This window comes from Flavobacterium sp. 28YEA47A (genome assembly GCF_041262125.1).
GTDB lineage: Bacteria > Bacteroidota > Bacteroidia > Flavobacteriales > Flavobacteriaceae > Flavobacterium.
This window is the reverse complement of sequence record NZ_JBGCCI010000001.1, coordinates 55,000-72,510: the sequence shown is the minus strand read 5'-3', so window position 1 is coordinate 72,510 and position 17,511 is coordinate 55,000. Positions and strand designations below refer to the sequence as shown.

The 17,511-nt window shown below is 36.9% G+C and carries 18 protein-coding genes; 5 read left to right on the top strand and 13 right to left on the bottom strand.

The features are described 5' to 3' along the window. The 6 genes from ABH942_RS00325 to ABH942_RS00300 form a co-directional block, all read right to left on the bottom strand. Entirely contained in the window at positions 1-390 is a 390-nt protein-coding gene (locus ABH942_RS00325; RefSeq protein ID WP_370028856.1) for a response regulator transcription factor, read from the bottom strand. Next, on the bottom strand, positions 387-3,071 hold the full coding sequence (locus tag ABH942_RS00320) for a PAS domain S-box protein (RefSeq protein ID WP_370028854.1): 2,685 nt from the start codon (positions 3,069-3,071) through the stop codon (positions 387-389). Before ABH942_RS00320 ends, ABH942_RS00325 begins: the two co-directional genes overlap by 4 nt. Positions 3,072-3,379: 308 nt before the next feature. After that, the gene (locus ABH942_RS00315; RefSeq protein WP_370028852.1) at positions 3,380-3,763 is read right to left on the bottom strand and encodes a DUF3037 domain-containing protein; all 384 of its coding nucleotides are present in this window, start codon (positions 3,761-3,763) and stop codon (positions 3,380-3,382) included. Beyond that, positions 3,741-4,535, bottom strand: a complete 795-nt coding sequence (locus tag ABH942_RS00310; protein ID WP_370028850.1) for a HipA family kinase — start codon at positions 4,533-4,535, stop codon at positions 3,741-3,743. Before ABH942_RS00310 ends, ABH942_RS00315 begins: the two co-directional genes overlap by 23 nt. Before the next feature lie 101 nt (positions 4,536-4,636). Then, positions 4,637-5,005, bottom strand: coding sequence for a DoxX family protein (locus tag ABH942_RS00305; protein ID WP_370028849.1), 369 nt, complete (start codon positions 5,003-5,005; stop codon positions 4,637-4,639). A 23-nt stretch (positions 5,006-5,028) separates the two neighbouring features. Continuing rightward, on the bottom strand, positions 5,029-5,550 hold the full coding sequence (locus tag ABH942_RS00300) for a DinB family protein (RefSeq protein ID WP_370028847.1): 522 nt from the start codon (positions 5,548-5,550) through the stop codon (positions 5,029-5,031). Positions 5,551-5,699: 149 nt separating this feature from the next. Between ABH942_RS00300 and ABH942_RS00295 the strand changes: the two genes are divergently transcribed. Together ABH942_RS00295 and ABH942_RS00290 are read left to right on the top strand one after the other, a co-directional pair. Beyond that, on the top strand, positions 5,700-6,071 hold the full coding sequence (locus ABH942_RS00295) for a hypothetical protein (RefSeq protein WP_370028845.1): 372 nt from the start codon (positions 5,700-5,702) through the stop codon (positions 6,069-6,071). A 1-nt stretch (position 6,072) separates the two neighbouring features. Continuing rightward, positions 6,073-6,459, top strand: coding sequence for a YchJ family protein (locus ABH942_RS00290; RefSeq protein WP_370028844.1), 387 nt, complete (start codon positions 6,073-6,075; stop codon positions 6,457-6,459). A 296-nt stretch (positions 6,460-6,755) separates the two neighbouring features. Here the strand turns inward: ABH942_RS00290 and ABH942_RS00285 are convergent, their stop codons facing one another. Then, positions 6,756-7,187, bottom strand: a complete 432-nt coding sequence (locus ABH942_RS00285) for a hypothetical protein (RefSeq protein ID WP_370028842.1) — start codon at positions 7,185-7,187, stop codon at positions 6,756-6,758. A 167-nt stretch (positions 7,188-7,354) separates the two neighbouring features. On the opposite strand from ABH942_RS00285, the gene ABH942_RS00280 reads away from it, so the two are divergent. Both ABH942_RS00280 and ABH942_RS00275 read left to right on the top strand, forming a co-directional pair. Continuing rightward, positions 7,355-9,358: a sensor histidine kinase gene (locus ABH942_RS00280; RefSeq protein ID WP_370028840.1), complete on the top strand. Its 2,004-nt coding sequence runs from the start codon at positions 7,355-7,357 to the stop codon at positions 9,356-9,358. Positions 9,359-9,370: 12 nt separating this feature from the next. Further along, complete coding sequence (locus ABH942_RS00275; protein WP_370028838.1) at positions 9,371-10,000, top strand: response regulator; 630 nt, start codon at positions 9,371-9,373, stop codon at positions 9,998-10,000. Here ABH942_RS00275 and ABH942_RS00270 read toward each other — a convergent pair whose 3' ends face one another. Next, positions 10,001-11,422 carry an MFS transporter gene (locus tag ABH942_RS00270; RefSeq protein ID WP_370028836.1) on the bottom strand — a complete coding sequence of 474 codons (1,422 nt, stop codon included), beginning with the start codon at positions 11,420-11,422 and terminating at the stop codon, positions 10,001-10,003. It abuts the gene before it with no gap. Between the two features lie 82 nt (positions 11,423-11,504). Here ABH942_RS00270 and ABH942_RS00265 point away from each other — a divergent pair, with 82 nt between their 5' ends. After that, positions 11,505-11,882 (top strand): winged helix-turn-helix transcriptional regulator, encoded by a 378-nt coding sequence (locus ABH942_RS00265; protein WP_370028834.1) that lies wholly within the window; start codon positions 11,505-11,507, stop codon positions 11,880-11,882. Positions 11,883-11,987: 105 nt separating this feature from the next. Here the strand turns inward: ABH942_RS00265 and ABH942_RS00260 are convergent, their stop codons facing one another. The 5 genes from ABH942_RS00260 to ABH942_RS00240 form a co-directional block, all read right to left on the bottom strand. Further along, a complete protein-coding gene (locus tag ABH942_RS00260; protein WP_370028832.1) occupies positions 11,988-13,007 on the bottom strand; it encodes a hypothetical protein in 1,020 nt (339 codons plus the stop codon). Between the two features lies 1 nt (position 13,008). Further along, on the bottom strand, positions 13,009-14,283 hold the full coding sequence (locus tag ABH942_RS00255) for a glutamate decarboxylase (RefSeq protein WP_370028830.1): 1,275 nt from the start codon (positions 14,281-14,283) through the stop codon (positions 13,009-13,011). Between the two features lie 62 nt (positions 14,284-14,345). Then, complete coding sequence (locus ABH942_RS00250) at positions 14,346-15,416, bottom strand: hypothetical protein (protein WP_370028829.1); 1,071 nt, start codon at positions 15,414-15,416, stop codon at positions 14,346-14,348. A 60-nt stretch (positions 15,417-15,476) separates the two neighbouring features. Next, the gene (locus ABH942_RS00245; RefSeq protein WP_370028827.1) at positions 15,477-16,259 is read right to left on the bottom strand and encodes a hypothetical protein; all 783 of its coding nucleotides are present in this window, start codon (positions 16,257-16,259) and stop codon (positions 15,477-15,479) included. 15 nt (positions 16,260-16,274) lie between these two features. Next, positions 16,275-17,504: a TolC family protein gene (locus ABH942_RS00240; RefSeq protein ID WP_370028825.1), complete on the bottom strand. Its 1,230-nt coding sequence runs from the start codon at positions 17,502-17,504 to the stop codon at positions 16,275-16,277. Positions 17,505-17,511 lie beyond the last annotated feature (7 nt).

The following is a 17,511-nucleotide window of genomic DNA, read 5'->3' as shown; positions in this document are numbered from 1 at the left end:
TTAGCTCTTTGCTATTTCTAAAACATTCTGAAGCGTAACAGGTTTTGTAAAATAACCAAGAATTCCGTTGAAGGATTTGGATTTTTCCTTATCTGAACAAGCAATAGAGGAACTCACAATATAAATAGATATTTCTTTCGGAAACAGGTTTTTTACTTTATGAAACTGTTCCATAAAATTCCATCCGTCCATGACAGGCATTTCAATATCGAGCATAATAATGTCTGGAAATTCTTCGGGATGATGTGCTAATCTTGTTAATCCGTCTATGGCTTCAGCACCATTTGGAAAAGACAGGATTTTACTTGCAGTTTCTGATTTGTGGATGATTTTTTTGGTTATTGTCTGATAAATAGGATCATCATCAATAAGGCAAATTATTTGATTCATTTAAAGTAGATTTTGAAGGTAGTTCCTATGTTGGGCTCGCTTTCAACGGTTACAGTTCCGCCCATAGCATCGATTTGGTTTTTGGTAATAAAAAGTCCAATTCCTTTAGAATCAGGGTTTTCGTGAAATGTTTTGTACATCCCAAATAGTTTGTCGCCATATTTTTTCAGGTCAATTCCAAGTCCGTTGTCAGAAATCTCTAAAACGGTTCTGTCGTTTTCTGTATAGCTATTTAGGATGACAACAGGATTTCGCATAGGATGACAATAGCGAATGGCGTTGGATATAAAATTTAGTAGTATGCTTTCAAGATAAGCCGGATTGTAGTTCACAAAGATTTCAGGCGATACATTATTTTTTACAATCGCTTTTTTAAACGCGATCTGTTCAGAAACAATATTGATTATCCTGTCAATATTGTCTTTTATATTCAGGTTCTCGATAATCAGGTTGATATTGGTTTGAATGTTAATGACTTCATTCAAATTGAGCATGGTCTCGTTTAGCGTATTGGAAACATTTTGCAGCATTTTGACAAGCTCATTGCGTTCTTCTTCAGTTTCTGCCGTTTCAATCAAAGTTGAAATGGATTGGATGTTGCTGGTATGCGAGCGAAGATTGTGCGAAACAATATAAGAAAAGTTCAACAGCCTTTTATTTTGCTCTGTAACCAGATCCAGAGAGTTGTTCAAATCTTTTTCGGCTTCCTTACTTTTCGTAATGTCGAGCATGATGCCTTTTAGTGAAACCGGATTGCCATTTTCGTAAATTACATTCACAATATCCCGAATCCAGAGTATAGCGCCATTTTTGGCAATCATCCGATATTCAAAGTCATATTGCAGTTTTTTTTGAGATTCTGTTGCACAATAATGTATTGCCCAATGCTTATCATCCGGATGTATCGTATTGGCCCAGAAATTGCCATCGCTGCACCATTCTTCTTGGGTATAACCGGTAATCTCTTCGGCTTTTTTATTGACATAGCTGAAGACATAGGTATTGTAATCGCATTCCCATACAATTCCGTCAATTGTATTGATTAGCGCTTCCATTTTTTTCTGCGATTGTATTACGATTTCTTCAGAGATCTTTCGTGCAGTGATATCTTCCGTTGATATAATTATACGTTCGAGCGTTTCCTCATAGCCCGGCATAACGCTCCAGCGAAGGCTGATGTCGCGGTATTCACCATCGGTTTTTTTGACTTTTGAATCGATAGTAAGCCGCGTTTCGCCTTGAGTGATGGCAAGCAGCTGTGCCTTGAAAGAAACCATGGCATCGCTGTTCAGCACGTCTTCCAATCGTTGCATCAGGTCTTCCTTTGTTTTAGGATAATGCAATGTCAGGCACTCGTTGTTTACATTGATTATTTTTACTAGCGAGATGCATTTTTGGATTACTTCCGGATGTGCGTCAAAAAAGGCTTTTATTTCTTCTCTGCTTTTTCCAATCAGTCCTAATTCTTCCAGATAATTTTTCAGATAAGAGAAGTCTTCTTCCCACAAAGCAATAGGTGAATCTTCAAAAAGGCTTTTGAAACGTATTTCACTTTTTCGGATAGCATTTTCCGCCTCTTTTTTTGAGGTAATATCCTCTACAATTGAAATATGTGAACTTGGTCTTTCCCCTTCTTGCCAAAGAGGGGAATAGGTAATATTCACCCAAATAAGATTGCCATTTTTGTGGATGTATCTTTTTTCTAAATTAAGCTCGCGTATTTCCCCATTTTTAAGCCTTTCGAGCTGTTTCAGGTTGTCTTCGAGATCGTCTTTATAGGTAATGTCCTTAAAACTCATGTTTCTCATTTCCTCAAACGTATATCCGAGCATCTTCGAATATTGGTCATTTACTTCAATAAGGCATCCGGTTACGGAGTCAACATGTGCTATCCCGATTGCTGCCTGGTCAAAAATGGATTTGAATTTTATTTCGTCATTAAGAATTTTGTTTTTCTGTTCGCGCACCAGAAGTTGTAACTCTGCTGGTTTTTTTAAAACATTGGTTAAAAAAAGAGAAAAGATAAAACAGCACAATATTGCCAATACCAATGCAGGACGTATTTCGGTAAAAAGTCCATATCTGTTTTTGCTGATAAGGTATACTTTCCAATTTCCGTCTGGAATTGAGAGTACCTGGAAATATTTATCGCTAAAGTCTTCTTTGTTGGGAAGGAAAAATTCAGTTTCGCCTGTTTTTGGATTTTCTTTTGAAAACTGGAAGTAATATTGAGAATCTTTGATGGAATTTATTCCGGAAGATTTAAGCAATGTTTCGAGTTTTACCATTACGGCTGAAAATCCCCAGAATTTACCTTTTCTGTATATTGGAAAGCGGCCTATTACTCCGAGTCCGCCCTGTTTTAATTCTAATGGTCCTGCAAAATGGATTTTTCCTTTTTGAATAGTTTCTATTGCTTCTTCTTTAACCGATTTTGAATTTAATATGTCAAAATTAATCAGGTCAGGATTGTCAGGATAAGTATATTTTATTACTCCGTTAGGAACTAATTGTACGGCATCAATATTTGGATTGGAATCGACCAGTACTTTTGCCAAAGCATCAAAATTTTCAGGTTTGCCATCATCATTGACGATCATAGCCAAAGAAATTGTCGTAGTGTAGCAGTTTTTAAGCGAATGATTCAGATTTTGTTGTACGACATGGAGAATATTTGACATTTCTCTGTGTCTGTTTTCCTTGACAACTTCAAAGCGTTTTAGAATAAGAGGACTAATTAGGGCAAGCAGTATAAGAAAAACTATTAGGGTGCTTAACCTGGGCTTTGATATAAACCAGCCGGTTATTTTTGACCATTTGTTCTCTATTTTCATCTGGGCTGGAATCTGTTTATTCTGGTGACTAAAATATAAATTAATATTTAATTTTGAAGCGATTAGCAGGAATTCCGTTAAATGAAAAGACAATAAAAAAATAGCCCTAAGGCTATTTTTTTGTAGTTATTTGTTAATAAGTAGATTAGCATTTTTTATAAAACCAGCTCAGAAAACAAGTGTTCAGAAATTTCTTCCAAATTATTGCATAGGCCGGGGTGTGGTCTTGAAGTTTGGATTACGGAACTTCTTACAGCAGTCATCCATCGGAAGCGAGAAGGCACATCAAACGCCGCAATTGGGCCTCCATCTTTGGCGCCTTTTGCAATTTTTACAAATGCCTGTAGGTTTTGTTCGAGCTGTTCATAATCGAGTTCATCTGAAAAAAGTCCGAGTTTAACGGTGTCTATCTTATAAAGAACTTTGATGTATTGCTCTTTTTTACAGAAGACGATGATTCCCGTATTGACAAATTCTTCGCGCTCAACTTTTGGCACGATACGAATCACGGCATATTCATATAAGTGTTTGTCTTGCATCTTGAGCAGCTTTTATAAAAATTTCTGAATTGGCTAAACGTGTAATCAAAAAATTGGAGTAAGTATTTCGTATCTGTTCCGGCGTTTCTTCTGAACCTTCCCATTGCAGCCATTCTTCAGGAATCAGACCTACAATTGAACGAATCTTATTTTCTGTAAGCAGGGATTTAAATTCTTTATTCGTTTCTTCTAATTGGGAGGCTTTTGGTAGTAAAACATGGTCCTTAATCAAAGTAAACGGACTCTTGGCACTATTTTCCCAATTGTTCCATGAATGATGAAAATACAGACAAGCGCCATGATCGATTAGCCATAGCTCTTTATGCCAGATAAGCATATTCGTATTTCTGAATGTGCGGTCTACATTAGTTATAAAAGCATCCAGCCATACAATTTTTGACGCAAGTACAGCATCAGTTTCTGTAACAACAGGATCAAAAGTGATGGCTCCGGAAAGAAAGTGGAGGGCAAGATTTAGTCCCTGGCTTCCTTGTAATAAGTCCTGAATTTCTTCATCGCCTTCAGTCCTTCCAAAAGCTTCGTCAAGATTTGCGAATACTAATTCCGGTACAGCTAATCCTAGTGCCCGGGCAATTTCACCTCCAATTAATTCAGCTATCAGTGCTTTTACGCCATGACCGGCACCTTTGAACTTTAATACATATTTAAAACCGTCATCAGCATCGGCAAGGGCAGGAAGCGAGCCTCCTTCTCTCAAGGGAGAAATGTATCGGGTAACATTGACCGTTCTTAACGAAAATGGGTTATCCATAAGTTTTTTCTTTGATACAAAAATAGCGCATCGAAACGGATGCGCCATTTTTTTTGAAAATATATTTATAAAACCGCCCAATAACGAGTGGGCGATATGTTTTATGCTCCCGGATTTAGCTTGTGATAGCTTGCATAAGAAAGCATGAGTATTCCTAAAACAATAAGCGGAAAAATAGCTTGGAAATCAAAGCCATCTACAGCGGCATGACTTACAGAAGCACTAAGGAAATTGAAAGTAAATCCGGCATAGGCCCATTCTTTTAGTCGTTTTGGTGCAGCCGGAATTATTAAGACAAGCGCGCCTAATACTTTGAAAACGGTAATCAACATGCCAAAATAAGGAGGATAGCCTAAATGACGGATACCTTCTTTGGCTAATTCGGTTTGTGATGTCAGAGCTGGCATCACGCCTTCAAATAAAAAGATTAGGATGGTGGTAATCCAAAAGATAATTCGATGTTTTTTCATGGTAGTTTTAATTGGTGTTAGTTTTATTTATTGATAGCAGAAATAATTCTCTTAACTTGTTCCGTATGTCTTTGCGCATGATATAGCGAGAAGTTGATCCATTCGAGACGAGTTAGGTGGCCAAAAACTGGCAATTCAAAACCCATACAGGTTTTTGACAGATCTAATGAGTCAATTAGCTGTAAGGTATCATTTTTCAAGGCTTTCACTTTGTCGAGCTGCTGTTGCTTGTCGTGTATAGTTTCCGTCGGGATAATGAACCCTGGCGCATCCAATTTGGTGCTGAAATCTAAAAAGACCGATTTTATAATAGGTACTTTTTCGTCTATCGGTCTATCCGTTTCGCTTACATTTTCTGGAAGTAGGTTTTTGAGTCCCGAATTTGCTTTCAGAATATGTTCCATTGTCTGGCCAACAGACCAGCTATTTTCTGCAGGATTCTTATCCCATAAGCTGTTATCGATAGATAGCAGCAGTTTTTCTAAACCGTCATAAGTTGTATTGGTTTCTCCAATAAGTGCGGCAGTATCAAAGTTGTTATTCATAGGTTTTCTTGTTTGTTATTTTTATCCAAAATTAGGTGGGCCGTAGCAATTTTATACTGTGTAAAAAAGACAATAGGGAGGGGAGATTGCGACAAGCTGTCATTTTCCTGAATTCGTTATCTTTGCACGGTTACAGAAAACCTTTAGGTATGGGACGACGCAATGAAGCCAATAGGCTGGAGCATAAAAAGAAAACAGACCAGAAAAAGAAGCGGGAACAGGATGCTGAGAAGCAGAGAAAGAACAAGCTGAAAGAAATTATCAAAAAGAATAATGCTTCCAATGAAGCGAAACAGAATAAAATGGACAATAAAGCCTTTGAGGAATTAAAGAAAGATGTGCAGGAAATTATCGACCTGATAGCAAGCAAACAAAATAAAGAAGCCAATAACAAACTGGTTGAAGTAAGCGAAAATTTAGATGAATTATTAGACCATGCCGAAGAAGATGAAGAGCTTGTAGAACTAGGCCGTTATATGGTATTGTTGAATCAGCTGCATCAAAAAATTAATGCCGGATAATATGGCTCAGCAATTAATCTGTCCTTGCGGTTCAGGAGTGTTATTAGCCCAATGTTGCGAACCTTTTATCAAAGGAATTCATAATCCTCTAACCGCAGAAAAACTGATGCGATCCCGTTACACTGCTTATGTTGTCCAGGCAGCAGATTACCTTATTGCAACGACACATAGCTCAACAAGAAAAAATCATTCAAAGTCGGATATATTGGAATGGTCCAAATCCAACCAATGGCTGAAACTGCAAGTATTGGAAGCAACAGAAAATACAGTAGAATTTAGAGCTTATTTTTTAGACAGTCGCCTCAAAGCGCAAATGCACCATGAAAAATCATTTTTCAAGAAAGAAAAAGATAGTTGGTTTTATGTAGATGGTGAATTTTTTGAATAAAGTTTTATTAAGCTAGAATATAGCGGCTCTGCGCCTTTGCGAGCAATTATTTTCACGCGAAGGCGCAGAGCCGCAAGAGATTAAATATTGCTATTTAGACAAAACTTCTTGACATTTATTTAAACCTTTTTATTAAAAAAGTAATGCCCTTCAAAAGCTGAAGGGCATTTACCAATTCTCAAAATAACCTCTTTTATTTTAAGGTTTTAGGGCATTTTTTTTGGAAAAAATTGGCTCCTGATATTATAACCCAATAATAATTCAGGAGCCGGTGTATAAACTAGTAAAAATATGAACTAATCTTTAGCGCCATCAAATATATAAGTGACATCTGAAGCAGCCTGTTGTAGTGTAAAAACCTGTAACGCTTTGCTACTGTTCTTATAAATGAAACGTCCTTCTGGAATATTTCCATCGCCCATAATATCGCCCGTGTTATTATAGACTTTCATTGTTTTTGCAGTCACATTAGAATAAGCTTCTCCGCTTTTTGCTTCTACTTTTAATTGTGTATTACTGACTTTAGTAACAATTAATTTAGCATTAAAAAACTCTTGTCCAGCATTAGGACCTTCTTCAATTGTAATTTTACCGGTAAAAGTACCAACAGCTGCATCAATACTTCCACCACGACCTGGTCCATTATTACTGTCATCGCTACTACATGATACTAAACCAAATAATGCGATCGCAATAATTCCTGCTGTTTTTAAAATTGACTTTTTCATTTGTTTAAAATTTTTTTTAGGATTTGTGCTACAAAGTTATTGGGGTGATATTTGGTATCCTATACCTTAAAACGAGTATATTTTTCTACCTGATTTCAGGTATTTTTTCATCAAAAATTGAAAAATTTAACAGAAGATGTTGTTTAAGTTAATATTTTTGTGAGGCTATGAAAAACAAATTATTACTCCCGCTTATCTTCTTGATATCGCAGGCATTATATTCTCAAAGAATCTATACGCTTGATGATGATCAGGCCTATACCGATAGTCTGATACAACTTATTAAAACAACACAAATTGACAGTATTAAGGGCATTACCAGTTTTAGGCTTGCTGATTTGTACAGAAGAAGCAAAAAAAATGAACTGGCAGACGAGTATCTGGCTGTAGCCAATAAAATTGCTCCCAAATATCCTTTTTTAAAAGATGTAAGTGTTTATTATAATTCGACCACTTATCTAAGTAAGGGAGATATCGAAAATTTTGGAAAACAATTAAGTCTTGCCAATACGACACTCAAAAAATATAAGACAAAAGAGGCGTATGCCTTGCGAGCCTACATTTTAAGAAATCTGTCAATAATCCAACAGATTCAAAACAACGAAAAGGAGGCGATGCGAATGCTCATAGAAGAAGCTATGCCATTAGCCAAAAAAAGTGGAGACTATGAGGTGTTAAGTGGGCTATATAAGTCGGTTGGTATCATTTTTATGAATAATGAAGAAAGAGAGAAAGCAGAAGATTACCTTAAATTAGCAAAAGAATATATAGAAAAGGCAGCCCAATCCTCTTATACTTATAAAGAGACAAAGGCAGAAATTTACATAATCGATAGTGAAAATCTGGCACATCTCGAAAATCTGGCAGAATCAAAAAAATCATTAGATAAGGCTTATACCATATTAAAAGATTATCCAAAGTCCAATATGAATGGCGGTTATTATTTTTCAGAAGGCTATTACTTTTATAAAGTAAAACAATACGATAATGCATTAAAAAGTTATGACAAGGGTATAGCCAACACCACGCTCTTTCAGGATATATATTCGGCAAATCGTCTGAAATTTGCCAAGTACCCTGTGCTAAAAGCAATGAACAGGTATGAAGATGTCAAAAATATATTGTTGAACTTGATTGAGGATAACAGCTCTTTTGCGATAGATGAAAAAAGATATAGCCTGGAACTGGCAAATGCATATGAAAAATTGGGTGACATTAAAAATGCGTATAAATACAAATCAAGATATATTGTTCTTAGTGATAGCCTAAATGAAGAATCTTCCAAAGATAAAATAACAGCACTGGAAGCAAAATTCAACAAGGCTGAAAATGAGGCAAAAATTGCCCAACTTGAAGCCCAGAGGGAACGTGATAAGCTCATAGCAGAAAATAATAAATTGTATTATGGCTTACTGGTTGTTATCTCGGTTTTATTACTGTTGTTGGTAATCTTCTTTTGGAACAATTCAAAAAATCAGAAAAAAATAGCGGTTGAACACGCCAAAAATTATGCACAAAACTTAAAAAGTCTCAAAGACCAAAAAGAGATTGAAGTTATGCAGGCCATGATTAAAGGCGAAGAAGAAGAACGAAAAAGGATTGCCAGAGATCTTCATGATGGAATAGGAAGTATGCTTTCTTCATTAAAAATGAGATTTATGAAAGTAAACAGTGCATCTGAAACAGTCGATCTTAATGAAATAGAAAACATGAATACGCTGCTTAACAATTCGATTACTGAATTGCGACAAGTTTCGTATAATCTTATTCCGGAATCACTTCTTAAATTAGGACTTGAACACGCGCTAAACGATTTGTGCCATATGCTAAAAACTGACGATGTTCATATTGACTTTCATGCCAACAACATTAGAGAGGATATTCCGGAAAGTATTCAGATTACTATTTACAGAATCGTGCAGGAGCTTCTTAACAATGCCCTGAAACATTCTAAAGCCAACGAGATTTTAGTTGATTGCAGCCAGAACCAATCTGTGTTTTTTATCACAATTGAGGATAACGGCATTGGGTTTGATCTTGAAAAAATGAATGAGTTTAACGGACAAGGTCTTAAGAATTTAAAGAATAGGGTAGAGCTGCTTAACGGAAAGATGGAAATTGATTCTGCGCACGAAAAAGGAACGGCATTCAATATTGAGTTATCTATTTAATCAGACATGACAATGACAAAACCTTATAAAACAGTAATCGTTGACGATCATCCTATAGTCAGTGAAGGACTGCAGGTGCTTTTTTCGCAGTCTAAAGAAGTAGAAATAATCAGGAGCTTTAAGACTGGAGCTGCATTGCTTGAGTATGGAGGTCTGGGAAAAGTCGATATTATTCTATTGGATATTTTCCTGCCGGATATCAACGGAATCGATTTGTGTCTGAAAATCAAAAAAAGCCATCCAAAAATTATCATTCTGGCTATGAGCAGTCAATCGGAAAGAAGCATCGTTCTTCAAATGATTAAGAATGGTGCCAATGGCTATTTGCTTAAAAGTGCTTCACTGGAAGAATTCAAGAACTGTATCCATAAAGCTATTGAAGGCGAATTGGCCTTTAGTAATGAAGTGAAGGGAATTGTACAGAAAACCAATATCCATGACCTTAAAGCCATTCCAAGACTGACACGCAGAGAGAAGGAAATACTGCTGCTTTTAGCAGATGGCAAATCTACCCAGGAAATATCAGATGCTTTGTTTTTGAGCTACCTGACCGTACAGACACACAGAAGGAATCTGCTAAGCAAGTGTCAGGTTAAAAATGTCGCTGAACTTTTGAAGTTTGCAAAAGAAAACGCCTTGTAGTTAGTTAGCTTTTGGAGAAAGTTTTTCGTTTCTATGCGAAATAAAAAATAAAAAGAAAATAACAATTAGCAACAACACAATATTCACAATTGTAGCCGTCCTATATGCTTCCAGATAGGTTTCGATTTTTCTGTGTGGATCTTTCAGACTATAAAAAAATATACCGCCAACAATGCCCACTCCTAAAGCAATTGCTGTTTGCTGGAATGTTGAATAGGTTCCAGATGCCATTCCCGCAAAAGAAAAAGGAAGGCTTCGCAAAGAAACGGTCAGTAAAGAAGGAAGTACCGTGCCACATCCTATTCCATAAATAAAAAAAATAAGAGGCCAGAAAGGACGCATGGTTTCTGAACCGTCCAGAAGCAATAGGTGAAAGAACAGCGATACAATCATGAGCATAACGCCAAAAATAAGAACGAACTTTCCATACAATGGAATTAATCGTATCGATACTAACGAGGCAATGACATATCCAACTCCCTGGAATACAAAATACAGTCCGGTGTCAAAGGAACTGATTCCAAATCCGGTTTGTAACAGTACTACGTTAATCAGGAAATAGGAATCCTGAACCATAAAATAAAAGATGGAGGCAAAAAGCCCGATGGTAAAATCCCGATGCCTGAATACCCGCATATCAATAAGAGTAAGTTTTCCTTTGTTCTGTCTGATGCGTTGTTGCCAGAAAAACAAAAATGATGTTAGGATTGACAGTGTAAAAAGAACAAATATCCATAGCGGCCAACCGAGTTCTCTTCCCTGTACTATGGGATAAATAAAACAAGCCAAAGTCAAAACGAGCAATGCAGCTCCCAGGCTGTCAAATTTTTGAACCCGGACTATGGCTGTGTTTTCCAGATATCTGATGGACAAAAAGATGGCAACAATGCCAATTGGTACATTGATCAAAAACAACAAACGCCAACCATCAATAAAGCTATGGATTTCAGGAAGCACACCACCTAAGAATTGACCTATAACCGAAGCAGCTCCAGCTATGCTGCCATAAATGCCCAGTGCTTTTGTTCGCGATTTCTGGTCCTGGAAAAGAACCTGGATATAGGAAATGCCTTGTGGCACCATAAAAGCAGCGCTTATTCCCTGAATTGTCCGTCCTATATTCAGCTGAATCGTATTTTGAGCCAGTCCGCACAAAAAAGAAGAAAGTGTAAAAGCAACCATACCAATTATAAAAACAGGTTTTTTTCCGAAATAATCGCCGGCCCTTCCGCCAGCAATTAAAAACGAAGCATAACCCAGAACATACAGCACGATAATCCATTGCATATCTGTATCTGTTCCTTTAATTCCGATTTTTATTGAAGGTATTGCCACATTTACCACAAAAATATCAATCACTGATAAAAACACAGCCGTAGATACCAAAACAAGAAGTGACCACTTCGAAATACTCCTGCCCATAACACAATTTTTAGTACATTTATGGGTTAAAATTAGGGTGCATTACTAGCACCCACAAGTAGTTTCTAAAATGATACCTAGTATGGAAAATAATACTAATGCTGATTCTCAGTCGGTTGAAAACAAAGAAAATTTTGATTTTTCTGAAAATAATTGTCCTATCAAAAATGTATTCAAAGTTATTGGCGGAAAATGGAAAGTTCCACTCATAAATGCCATTAGTCAGGAGTGCCCTAAACGCTTTGGAGAACTGAAGCGAAAAATGGAAGATGTGACACAGACGACATTAACCTTACAATTAAGAGAATTAGAGCGTGACGGAATCATCTGCCGGAAAGTCTATGCCGAATCGCCACCTCGGGTTGAATATAAACTATCAGAACATGGAATCAAGCTGGTTCCTATTCTTAAAGTTTTGAACGAATGGTGGGAAGACTACTGTAAAGAAAAAGAGGATTGATTATAAACAGATATGTTCCAATATGTTTTTGCGTTTTATACTTTGCGGCTCTGCGCCTTTGCGTGGAATAGTTGCTCGCAAAGGCGCAGAGCCGCTAAAACTAATCTAAACAAAGATGATAATTATACATAATACAATAAACAGGATATAAAGCAACGGAAAGAATACCTGAAAAAAGCTGTTGATCTTTACCGTAGTCTTTTTGTTTTTTGAATAGGCATACGTAAAAATAATGGCAATCAATGTCATGAAAATAGAGATATATCCTGAAATGATGACAATTTCAATAAAAGTATTGTAGGGCAATGTGGGTAGTAACGATGAGGTGAAAAAATTAAAAGTCACCATCGTTAGCATCAGCGTGAAAGAAATATTCAACTGGTTGGCAAAATCTTTTACCCAGAAAACAAGCCACGAAGCGACAACAAGTAAACCTATTGGAAGAAAAACCTTCCACAAATAATATTCGATCTTGCGCTGTGCAAAAATTTCAAAATTGCAACGCGAAAACGATTCTCCTTTTTTGTTAGCACTAAGGTGGTTGTACATCATTTCGTTTACATAATCTTTTTTCTCCAGAATATTCCATTCTTCCATATAGGACGGGGCCAAAACTTTTGGAAAAAGCTGCGGATTAACAAATACCAGGTCTTCCTTTTCCATAGAAAAAGATTCCAACTGGATTGTAAAACATTGTTTGTCATTAGGATATTTATGGAAATCCATAGGAGTTGTAAATCGGCCATGGAAACGTTCATTATAAATAAGATTGTTATCGGAATTGACAATCAGGCGCTTGTTGATAATTTCCCGATCACCTAAAATGTTGATGAATTCAAAAGAAGGAACCAGAATATCTATAGGAAATTCTTTATTTTCATACACTAGCTTGCTACCATTCTTCTGGCAATATTTTTTTGCCAGATTAGGATCATGCCATGCCAGGACAAGATAGCCGTCAATCATATACGTCTGGTTGACTGAATTGATATCGTATATTTTGTTCAGGTGTATGGATACCGCAGCTTCAATTGGGGCAGTATTCTTTTTGTTTGTTTCAGACGCCTCCGTATTTTTTGGAATCAGAACAAACAATAAGAAGAAGAGAGATAGTATAGGTTTCATTTCAATCTTTTTTTAAGGTTTCATAACTACAAATCAGGTCATCGCAAAACAATTGAGCGAATGAAAGGCTAATATTTTCTTTTACGACAACGCGCATAAGTGTTTCCTGTTCCGGAATTCCCGGAATGAAATAGGCAGGAAGCATCCAGTTTTTAGATCGGAGAGAAAGCAATAAGGAGGTTGTGTCTACTTCTTTTTTATCTTTTAGCTTAAATACAACCACAGGAAGTATTCCTTCGTCTATAATTTCAAAATATCCAGACTGTTGCAGTCGTTTTCGTATCGTATCGGCTATTTTACAGTAGCCACGGATTGTTTTTTTATAACCTTCCTGTCCTTGTTGGAGGATGGAAAAGTATTGTGCCAGAATCATGGAGGCTCCTTTTGAAAAATTAAGAGCATAGGTTTCTATAGGCTTTTCGAGATAATGGGACGAAAAAATCAATTCTTTTGGCAATACGGAGTTATCCCTGAAAATCAGCCATCCAATCCCCGGATATACAAGCCCGTATTTATGCCCGGACAAATTGATACTCCGCACTAAAGGCAGGCGAAAATCCCAAGGACGTACTTCTTTTTTAATAAAAGGCAATACAAAACCTCCAATAGCCGCATCTACATGGATACCCACATTCCAATTGTGTTTTTTGTTTAATCGGGCGATTTCATCATTGAGTTTTTCAATATGATCAATGCTGCCGGTATAGGTATTTCCTGCTATTGTACCTACGCATATTGTATTTTGGTCGATATTTTTCAGGATTTCTTCAATAGGATAGGAATCAAGAGAAGATTGCGGTATTTTTCTGGGTTCCACATCAAAATACAATGCAAATTTATCCCAGCAAACATGGGCATTTCCACTGTAAACTATATTGGGTTTTGAAGTAGAAAGACCAAAAGATTCCCGTCTTTTTTTCCAATTCCATTTATGCGACAGCAGCGCCAGATGAATAGCTTCGGAAGAACCTAATGTTGAAGTTCCTGTTGGATGAATTGCTTCAGGAGCATATAATAGCCCGGAAAGCATTCGGACTATTCGATCATGAATTTTTTTGCTTTGTCCATATTCATTGTAATCGATAAAATTCTTGCCAAGCTGTTCTGTGATGAGCTTATCGGCAAATGGGTCCATAGAGGTTGTGCTAAAGCTTCCCAAATCGAGATGTACATTACCGTCTAATGCCAACTCGCTGCTAATTTTTTGATAAGCGTGAAAAGCTCCTTCTCCCTTTTTAGGAAACTGATATAATTTAGAAGTAGGTTTTTCTTTCATGGAGGTGAAGATTTGGTTTGAAAAAAAATATCCCTAAATGATATAGGGATATTTCAAAATGGCTAAAGAGTCAGGTATCTATTATTGATAAGATTTGGCTTATTGAGTTCTGATTTTTTTGTGCCGTTAACCGTTATTTCTTTGACGATTTCCTGAAGTGATTTTCCGGTAAAAACAACGCTGGCAGAACCATAGCTGCTCTTATTTGTGCGGCTTATTAAAGTAGCGTTGCCGGCATTATTGGCGAGATTTGTTATAGCGGTCACTTCTGTTGCCGTCAGGCTATTATATAAGGTTGTAATATTGGCGAATACTAATCCCAGTTCGCGTTTGACAAGTTCTTTCATCAAAGCCGTTGGGCGCGCATTGCCAGTATATAGGGAACTGATTTCATCGTCTTCAAAAACCATCGCTGAGTGCCTGAATCCGCCAATGTAGAATTCCGTGTCAATCTGCTTGTTCAATAGCTGGCTTTTGTAGAAATTAAGCCAATAATCGTCTGCTTTGAATTCGTTTCTTGCATCAAAACGCGCAGCATAATAGATTACCTTAAATAAATTTTCTTTTTTACTGCTGCTTGCAATATAATTGAGCATGTTAAGGATTGGATTTTTCTTGAATTCTGCAGTTTCTTTTTCAAGACCTAAAAGATCGTTACCTTTTTCACCAGGTACAGGATCTACAGCCAGGATTCGTATTTTTTTAATAGGACTTCCTTCCAGAGTATTGCCTTCTTTGCAACTAGCATACAAAGCAGTGATAAAGCCCAATATACCAGCGGCTGCTCCACGGCTGTGGCCGCCAATGATTAATTCTACATCTTTATCTTTCTTAGGGTCTATTTCTTCCAATAGTTTGAAATAGTGTTCTAACTGAGCTAGTTGATGCTTTTCTTTATAGCCATAGGCCTGATCATGAAGCAGCTCAGTTTTTTTAAAAAAGCCCATCAGCCATTCTGTCCAGCTTCCGGTCTGGTTGTTCGAAAGTTTTTGGCTTTCTGTACGGTTATTTTCCGTTCCTAAGCCATCGACATAGGCAATTTTGATAGTGTCGTTTGCAGTAATATTGAAAAAATTACGCATGTGTTCAGCTGTGGTACCCGTTCCGGAGTACCATAAAAAAAGTTTTTTCATGTTTAAAATTTTAAGGTTAGAGTAAGCCGCATTGGCCTACGATGGAGTAAAAATTCGAGGTTATTGCCTGAATATTGTGTTTAGGATATCAACAATAAAACCTATGATTATGCCAATAAAGAGGTTATTGATGAATGTGAGATCCGTTAAAAAAAGTTCTGGAATTTTAAGTGCAAAAAAACTGCTCGCAAAAATTCCCAATAGAAGACAGTTCCGGTAAAAAGAAATCCGTGCTGAGGTTAAAGTAACATCACGGATCTGTTTTGAAAGTTTGACCGCCAAATAAAGCAGGTTTCCTAAACAGGCTGTTGCAATACCATAGCTTTTGATAAAATAGAATACAGCGGTATCCGTCAGTTCGAAAGAATAATAGCCGGTAAACAATCTGGTTTCTTTAGTACAGAAACCAACAGCGACAGCAATCACCATAAAAACAATAAAGCAAAAAAAGTATCTTGCTATTGGCAGCCTGAAGAATTTCTTTTTTGAAGAGAAATCATCATAAAATAGAGCGGCATACTTTACACTTTTTAATGTAGCCGGAACAATAGATTTTTGAAGCTGTTCATGCCATTCCATTTTTTGAGAGAGTTTTAAATCGTCTGTCAGAAGTTCGGCTGTATAGGTATTTCTTCCTTTTTTTCGGATGTGGTCTGACATCAACTTAATTTCATCATCAATGTACTGTTCTATAGCTGTTTTTCTCTGCCTTTTTTTAGTAAGCAGAAGTGTGGTTTTTTCTCTTTCCAATTCTGCTGCTTCGGTTTCGCTATTCTCGCTATTTACAATACCAACTTCTTGAAAATAAGAACGGTTTTTTATTTTTTCGACTATTGCATTCATAATAACTGTATTGAATTATAAGGTAGTTCCGGTATAGAAATCAAGAAGTTTAGCCTGAGTAATGGCCTGGTATTTTAAAGCAACTGAGTCCAAAGCGCATTGCTTGTTCCAATTGCGTACAACCAGATAAGATTCGGGATACGTATTTTTGCTCTTTAGTTTTTCTTCGCTGTCCTTTAGCAGGAGCGCAGACTTTTCTAAAGTGGAACGACTGGTTTCATATAAAGCCTGTCTGTTTTTTAATTCGCTGATGATAAGCACTACGGCATTCCAGAGTATTTCTTTCTGATTGTCGAGCTGTTTTTCCTGAAACAGACCTTGTATTGCTGCTTTTTCAATAGCTGCTTTTTGGGCAGCCCGATTAAATAGAGGAAACGAAATCTGTAGTCCGGCATAATGTTGCAACCCTGGCTTATTAAGTTCATAATAAGGTGCGTATCGAAGTCCTATTGATGGCAATAATAAAGTCTTGGCAATTATGCTATTTTCACGGGCAATATCAATGTCGAGCTGGTTGCTGCTAATGCCCGGATCTGCAAGAATAGCCAGAGGATAAGCTTCGTTAAGGTCAGTATGGCTTGCTTCAAATGATGGAATTTCTGCAATTTCAAAATCGGAGTCGTCATAAAGATTAATAGTCTGCTTGATTTTTAATAATGCGATGGCATATTGCTGCTGCAACGACTCAATTTCCTGGCAATCCTGCTGTAACAGGGCGTCAAAAAAGTAGCTGTCAGTTTTGGATAACAGTTTAGATGCACTAAATTCATCATACAGTTGTTTTGTCTTTTTATAAAAATCGACACAAACCTGATATTGCCCTTTTTTGGTGAGTGCTTCAGTGTAAGCATAGAGTACTTGCATTTCGATATTATTTTCGGCCATTGCAATACCATACTCGCTTTGGTTGATTATCAGATCGGCTCTCAGCAGTTCATGTTTTTTCCTTGAACCCGAATAGATAATGGTATTGGTTTCAAAACCAACATTCGGGCTCCAGACAAAAGAATTATTACTTGCTGTAAAGGCTCCGTTTGCAACAAGATTGTATTGTGGCAAGTAAGAGGCTCGGACACTTTTCTTATCCTCTCTATAGGAAGCGTTGAGTATTCTAATTTCAGAGGCCTCAAAACTGTTCTCTCTTCCATAAGCAATACATCCTTTTAGTGTCCAGACATTTTGTGCTGTTACCGTTTGGCTCAGATAGAGTAGGCCCAGATAAAATAATATGATATGTTTTTTCATGGTTATT

Excerpts from the sequence above, each read along its gene's own strand:
- ABH942_RS00325 (WP_370028856.1), bottom strand. The coding sequence starts at position 390 with ATGAATCAAATAATTTGCCTTATTGATGATGATCCTATTTATCAGACA.
- ABH942_RS00320 (WP_370028854.1), bottom strand. The coding sequence starts at position 3,071 with ATGTCAAATATTCTCCATGTCGTACAACAAAATCTGAATCATTCGCTT.
- ABH942_RS00315 (WP_370028852.1), bottom strand. The coding sequence starts at position 3,763 with ATGCAAGACAAACACTTATATGAATATGCCGTGATTCGTATCGTGCCA.
- ABH942_RS00310 (WP_370028850.1), bottom strand. The coding sequence starts at position 4,535 with ATGGATAACCCATTTTCGTTAAGAACGGTCAATGTTACCCGATACATT.
- ABH942_RS00305 (WP_370028849.1), bottom strand. The coding sequence starts at position 5,005 with ATGAAAAAACATCGAATTATCTTTTGGATTACCACCATCCTAATCTTT.
- ABH942_RS00300 (WP_370028847.1), bottom strand. The coding sequence starts at position 5,550 with ATGAATAACAACTTTGATACTGCCGCACTTATTGGAGAAACCAATACA.
- ABH942_RS00295 (WP_370028845.1), top strand. The coding sequence starts at position 5,700 with ATGGGACGACGCAATGAAGCCAATAGGCTGGAGCATAAAAAGAAAACA.
- ABH942_RS00290 (WP_370028844.1), top strand. The coding sequence starts at position 6,073 with ATGGCTCAGCAATTAATCTGTCCTTGCGGTTCAGGAGTGTTATTAGCC.
- ABH942_RS00285 (WP_370028842.1), bottom strand. The coding sequence starts at position 7,187 with ATGAAAAAGTCAATTTTAAAAACAGCAGGAATTATTGCGATCGCATTA.
- ABH942_RS00280 (WP_370028840.1), top strand. The coding sequence starts at position 7,355 with ATGAAAAACAAATTATTACTCCCGCTTATCTTCTTGATATCGCAGGCA.
- ABH942_RS00275 (WP_370028838.1), top strand. The coding sequence starts at position 9,371 with ATGACAAAACCTTATAAAACAGTAATCGTTGACGATCATCCTATAGTC.
- ABH942_RS00270 (WP_370028836.1), bottom strand. The coding sequence starts at position 11,422 with ATGGGCAGGAGTATTTCGAAGTGGTCACTTCTTGTTTTGGTATCTACG.
- ABH942_RS00265 (WP_370028834.1), top strand. The coding sequence starts at position 11,505 with ATGGAAAATAATACTAATGCTGATTCTCAGTCGGTTGAAAACAAAGAA.
- ABH942_RS00260 (WP_370028832.1), bottom strand. The coding sequence starts at position 13,007 with ATGAAACCTATACTATCTCTCTTCTTCTTATTGTTTGTTCTGATTCCA.
- ABH942_RS00255 (WP_370028830.1), bottom strand. The coding sequence starts at position 14,283 with ATGAAAGAAAAACCTACTTCTAAATTATATCAGTTTCCTAAAAAGGGA.
- ABH942_RS00250 (WP_370028829.1), bottom strand. The coding sequence starts at position 15,416 with ATGAAAAAACTTTTTTTATGGTACTCCGGAACGGGTACCACAGCTGAA.
- ABH942_RS00245 (WP_370028827.1), bottom strand. The coding sequence starts at position 16,259 with ATGAATGCAATAGTCGAAAAAATAAAAAACCGTTCTTATTTTCAAGAA.
- ABH942_RS00240 (WP_370028825.1), bottom strand. The coding sequence starts at position 17,504 with ATGAAAAAACATATCATATTATTTTATCTGGGCCTACTCTATCTGAGC.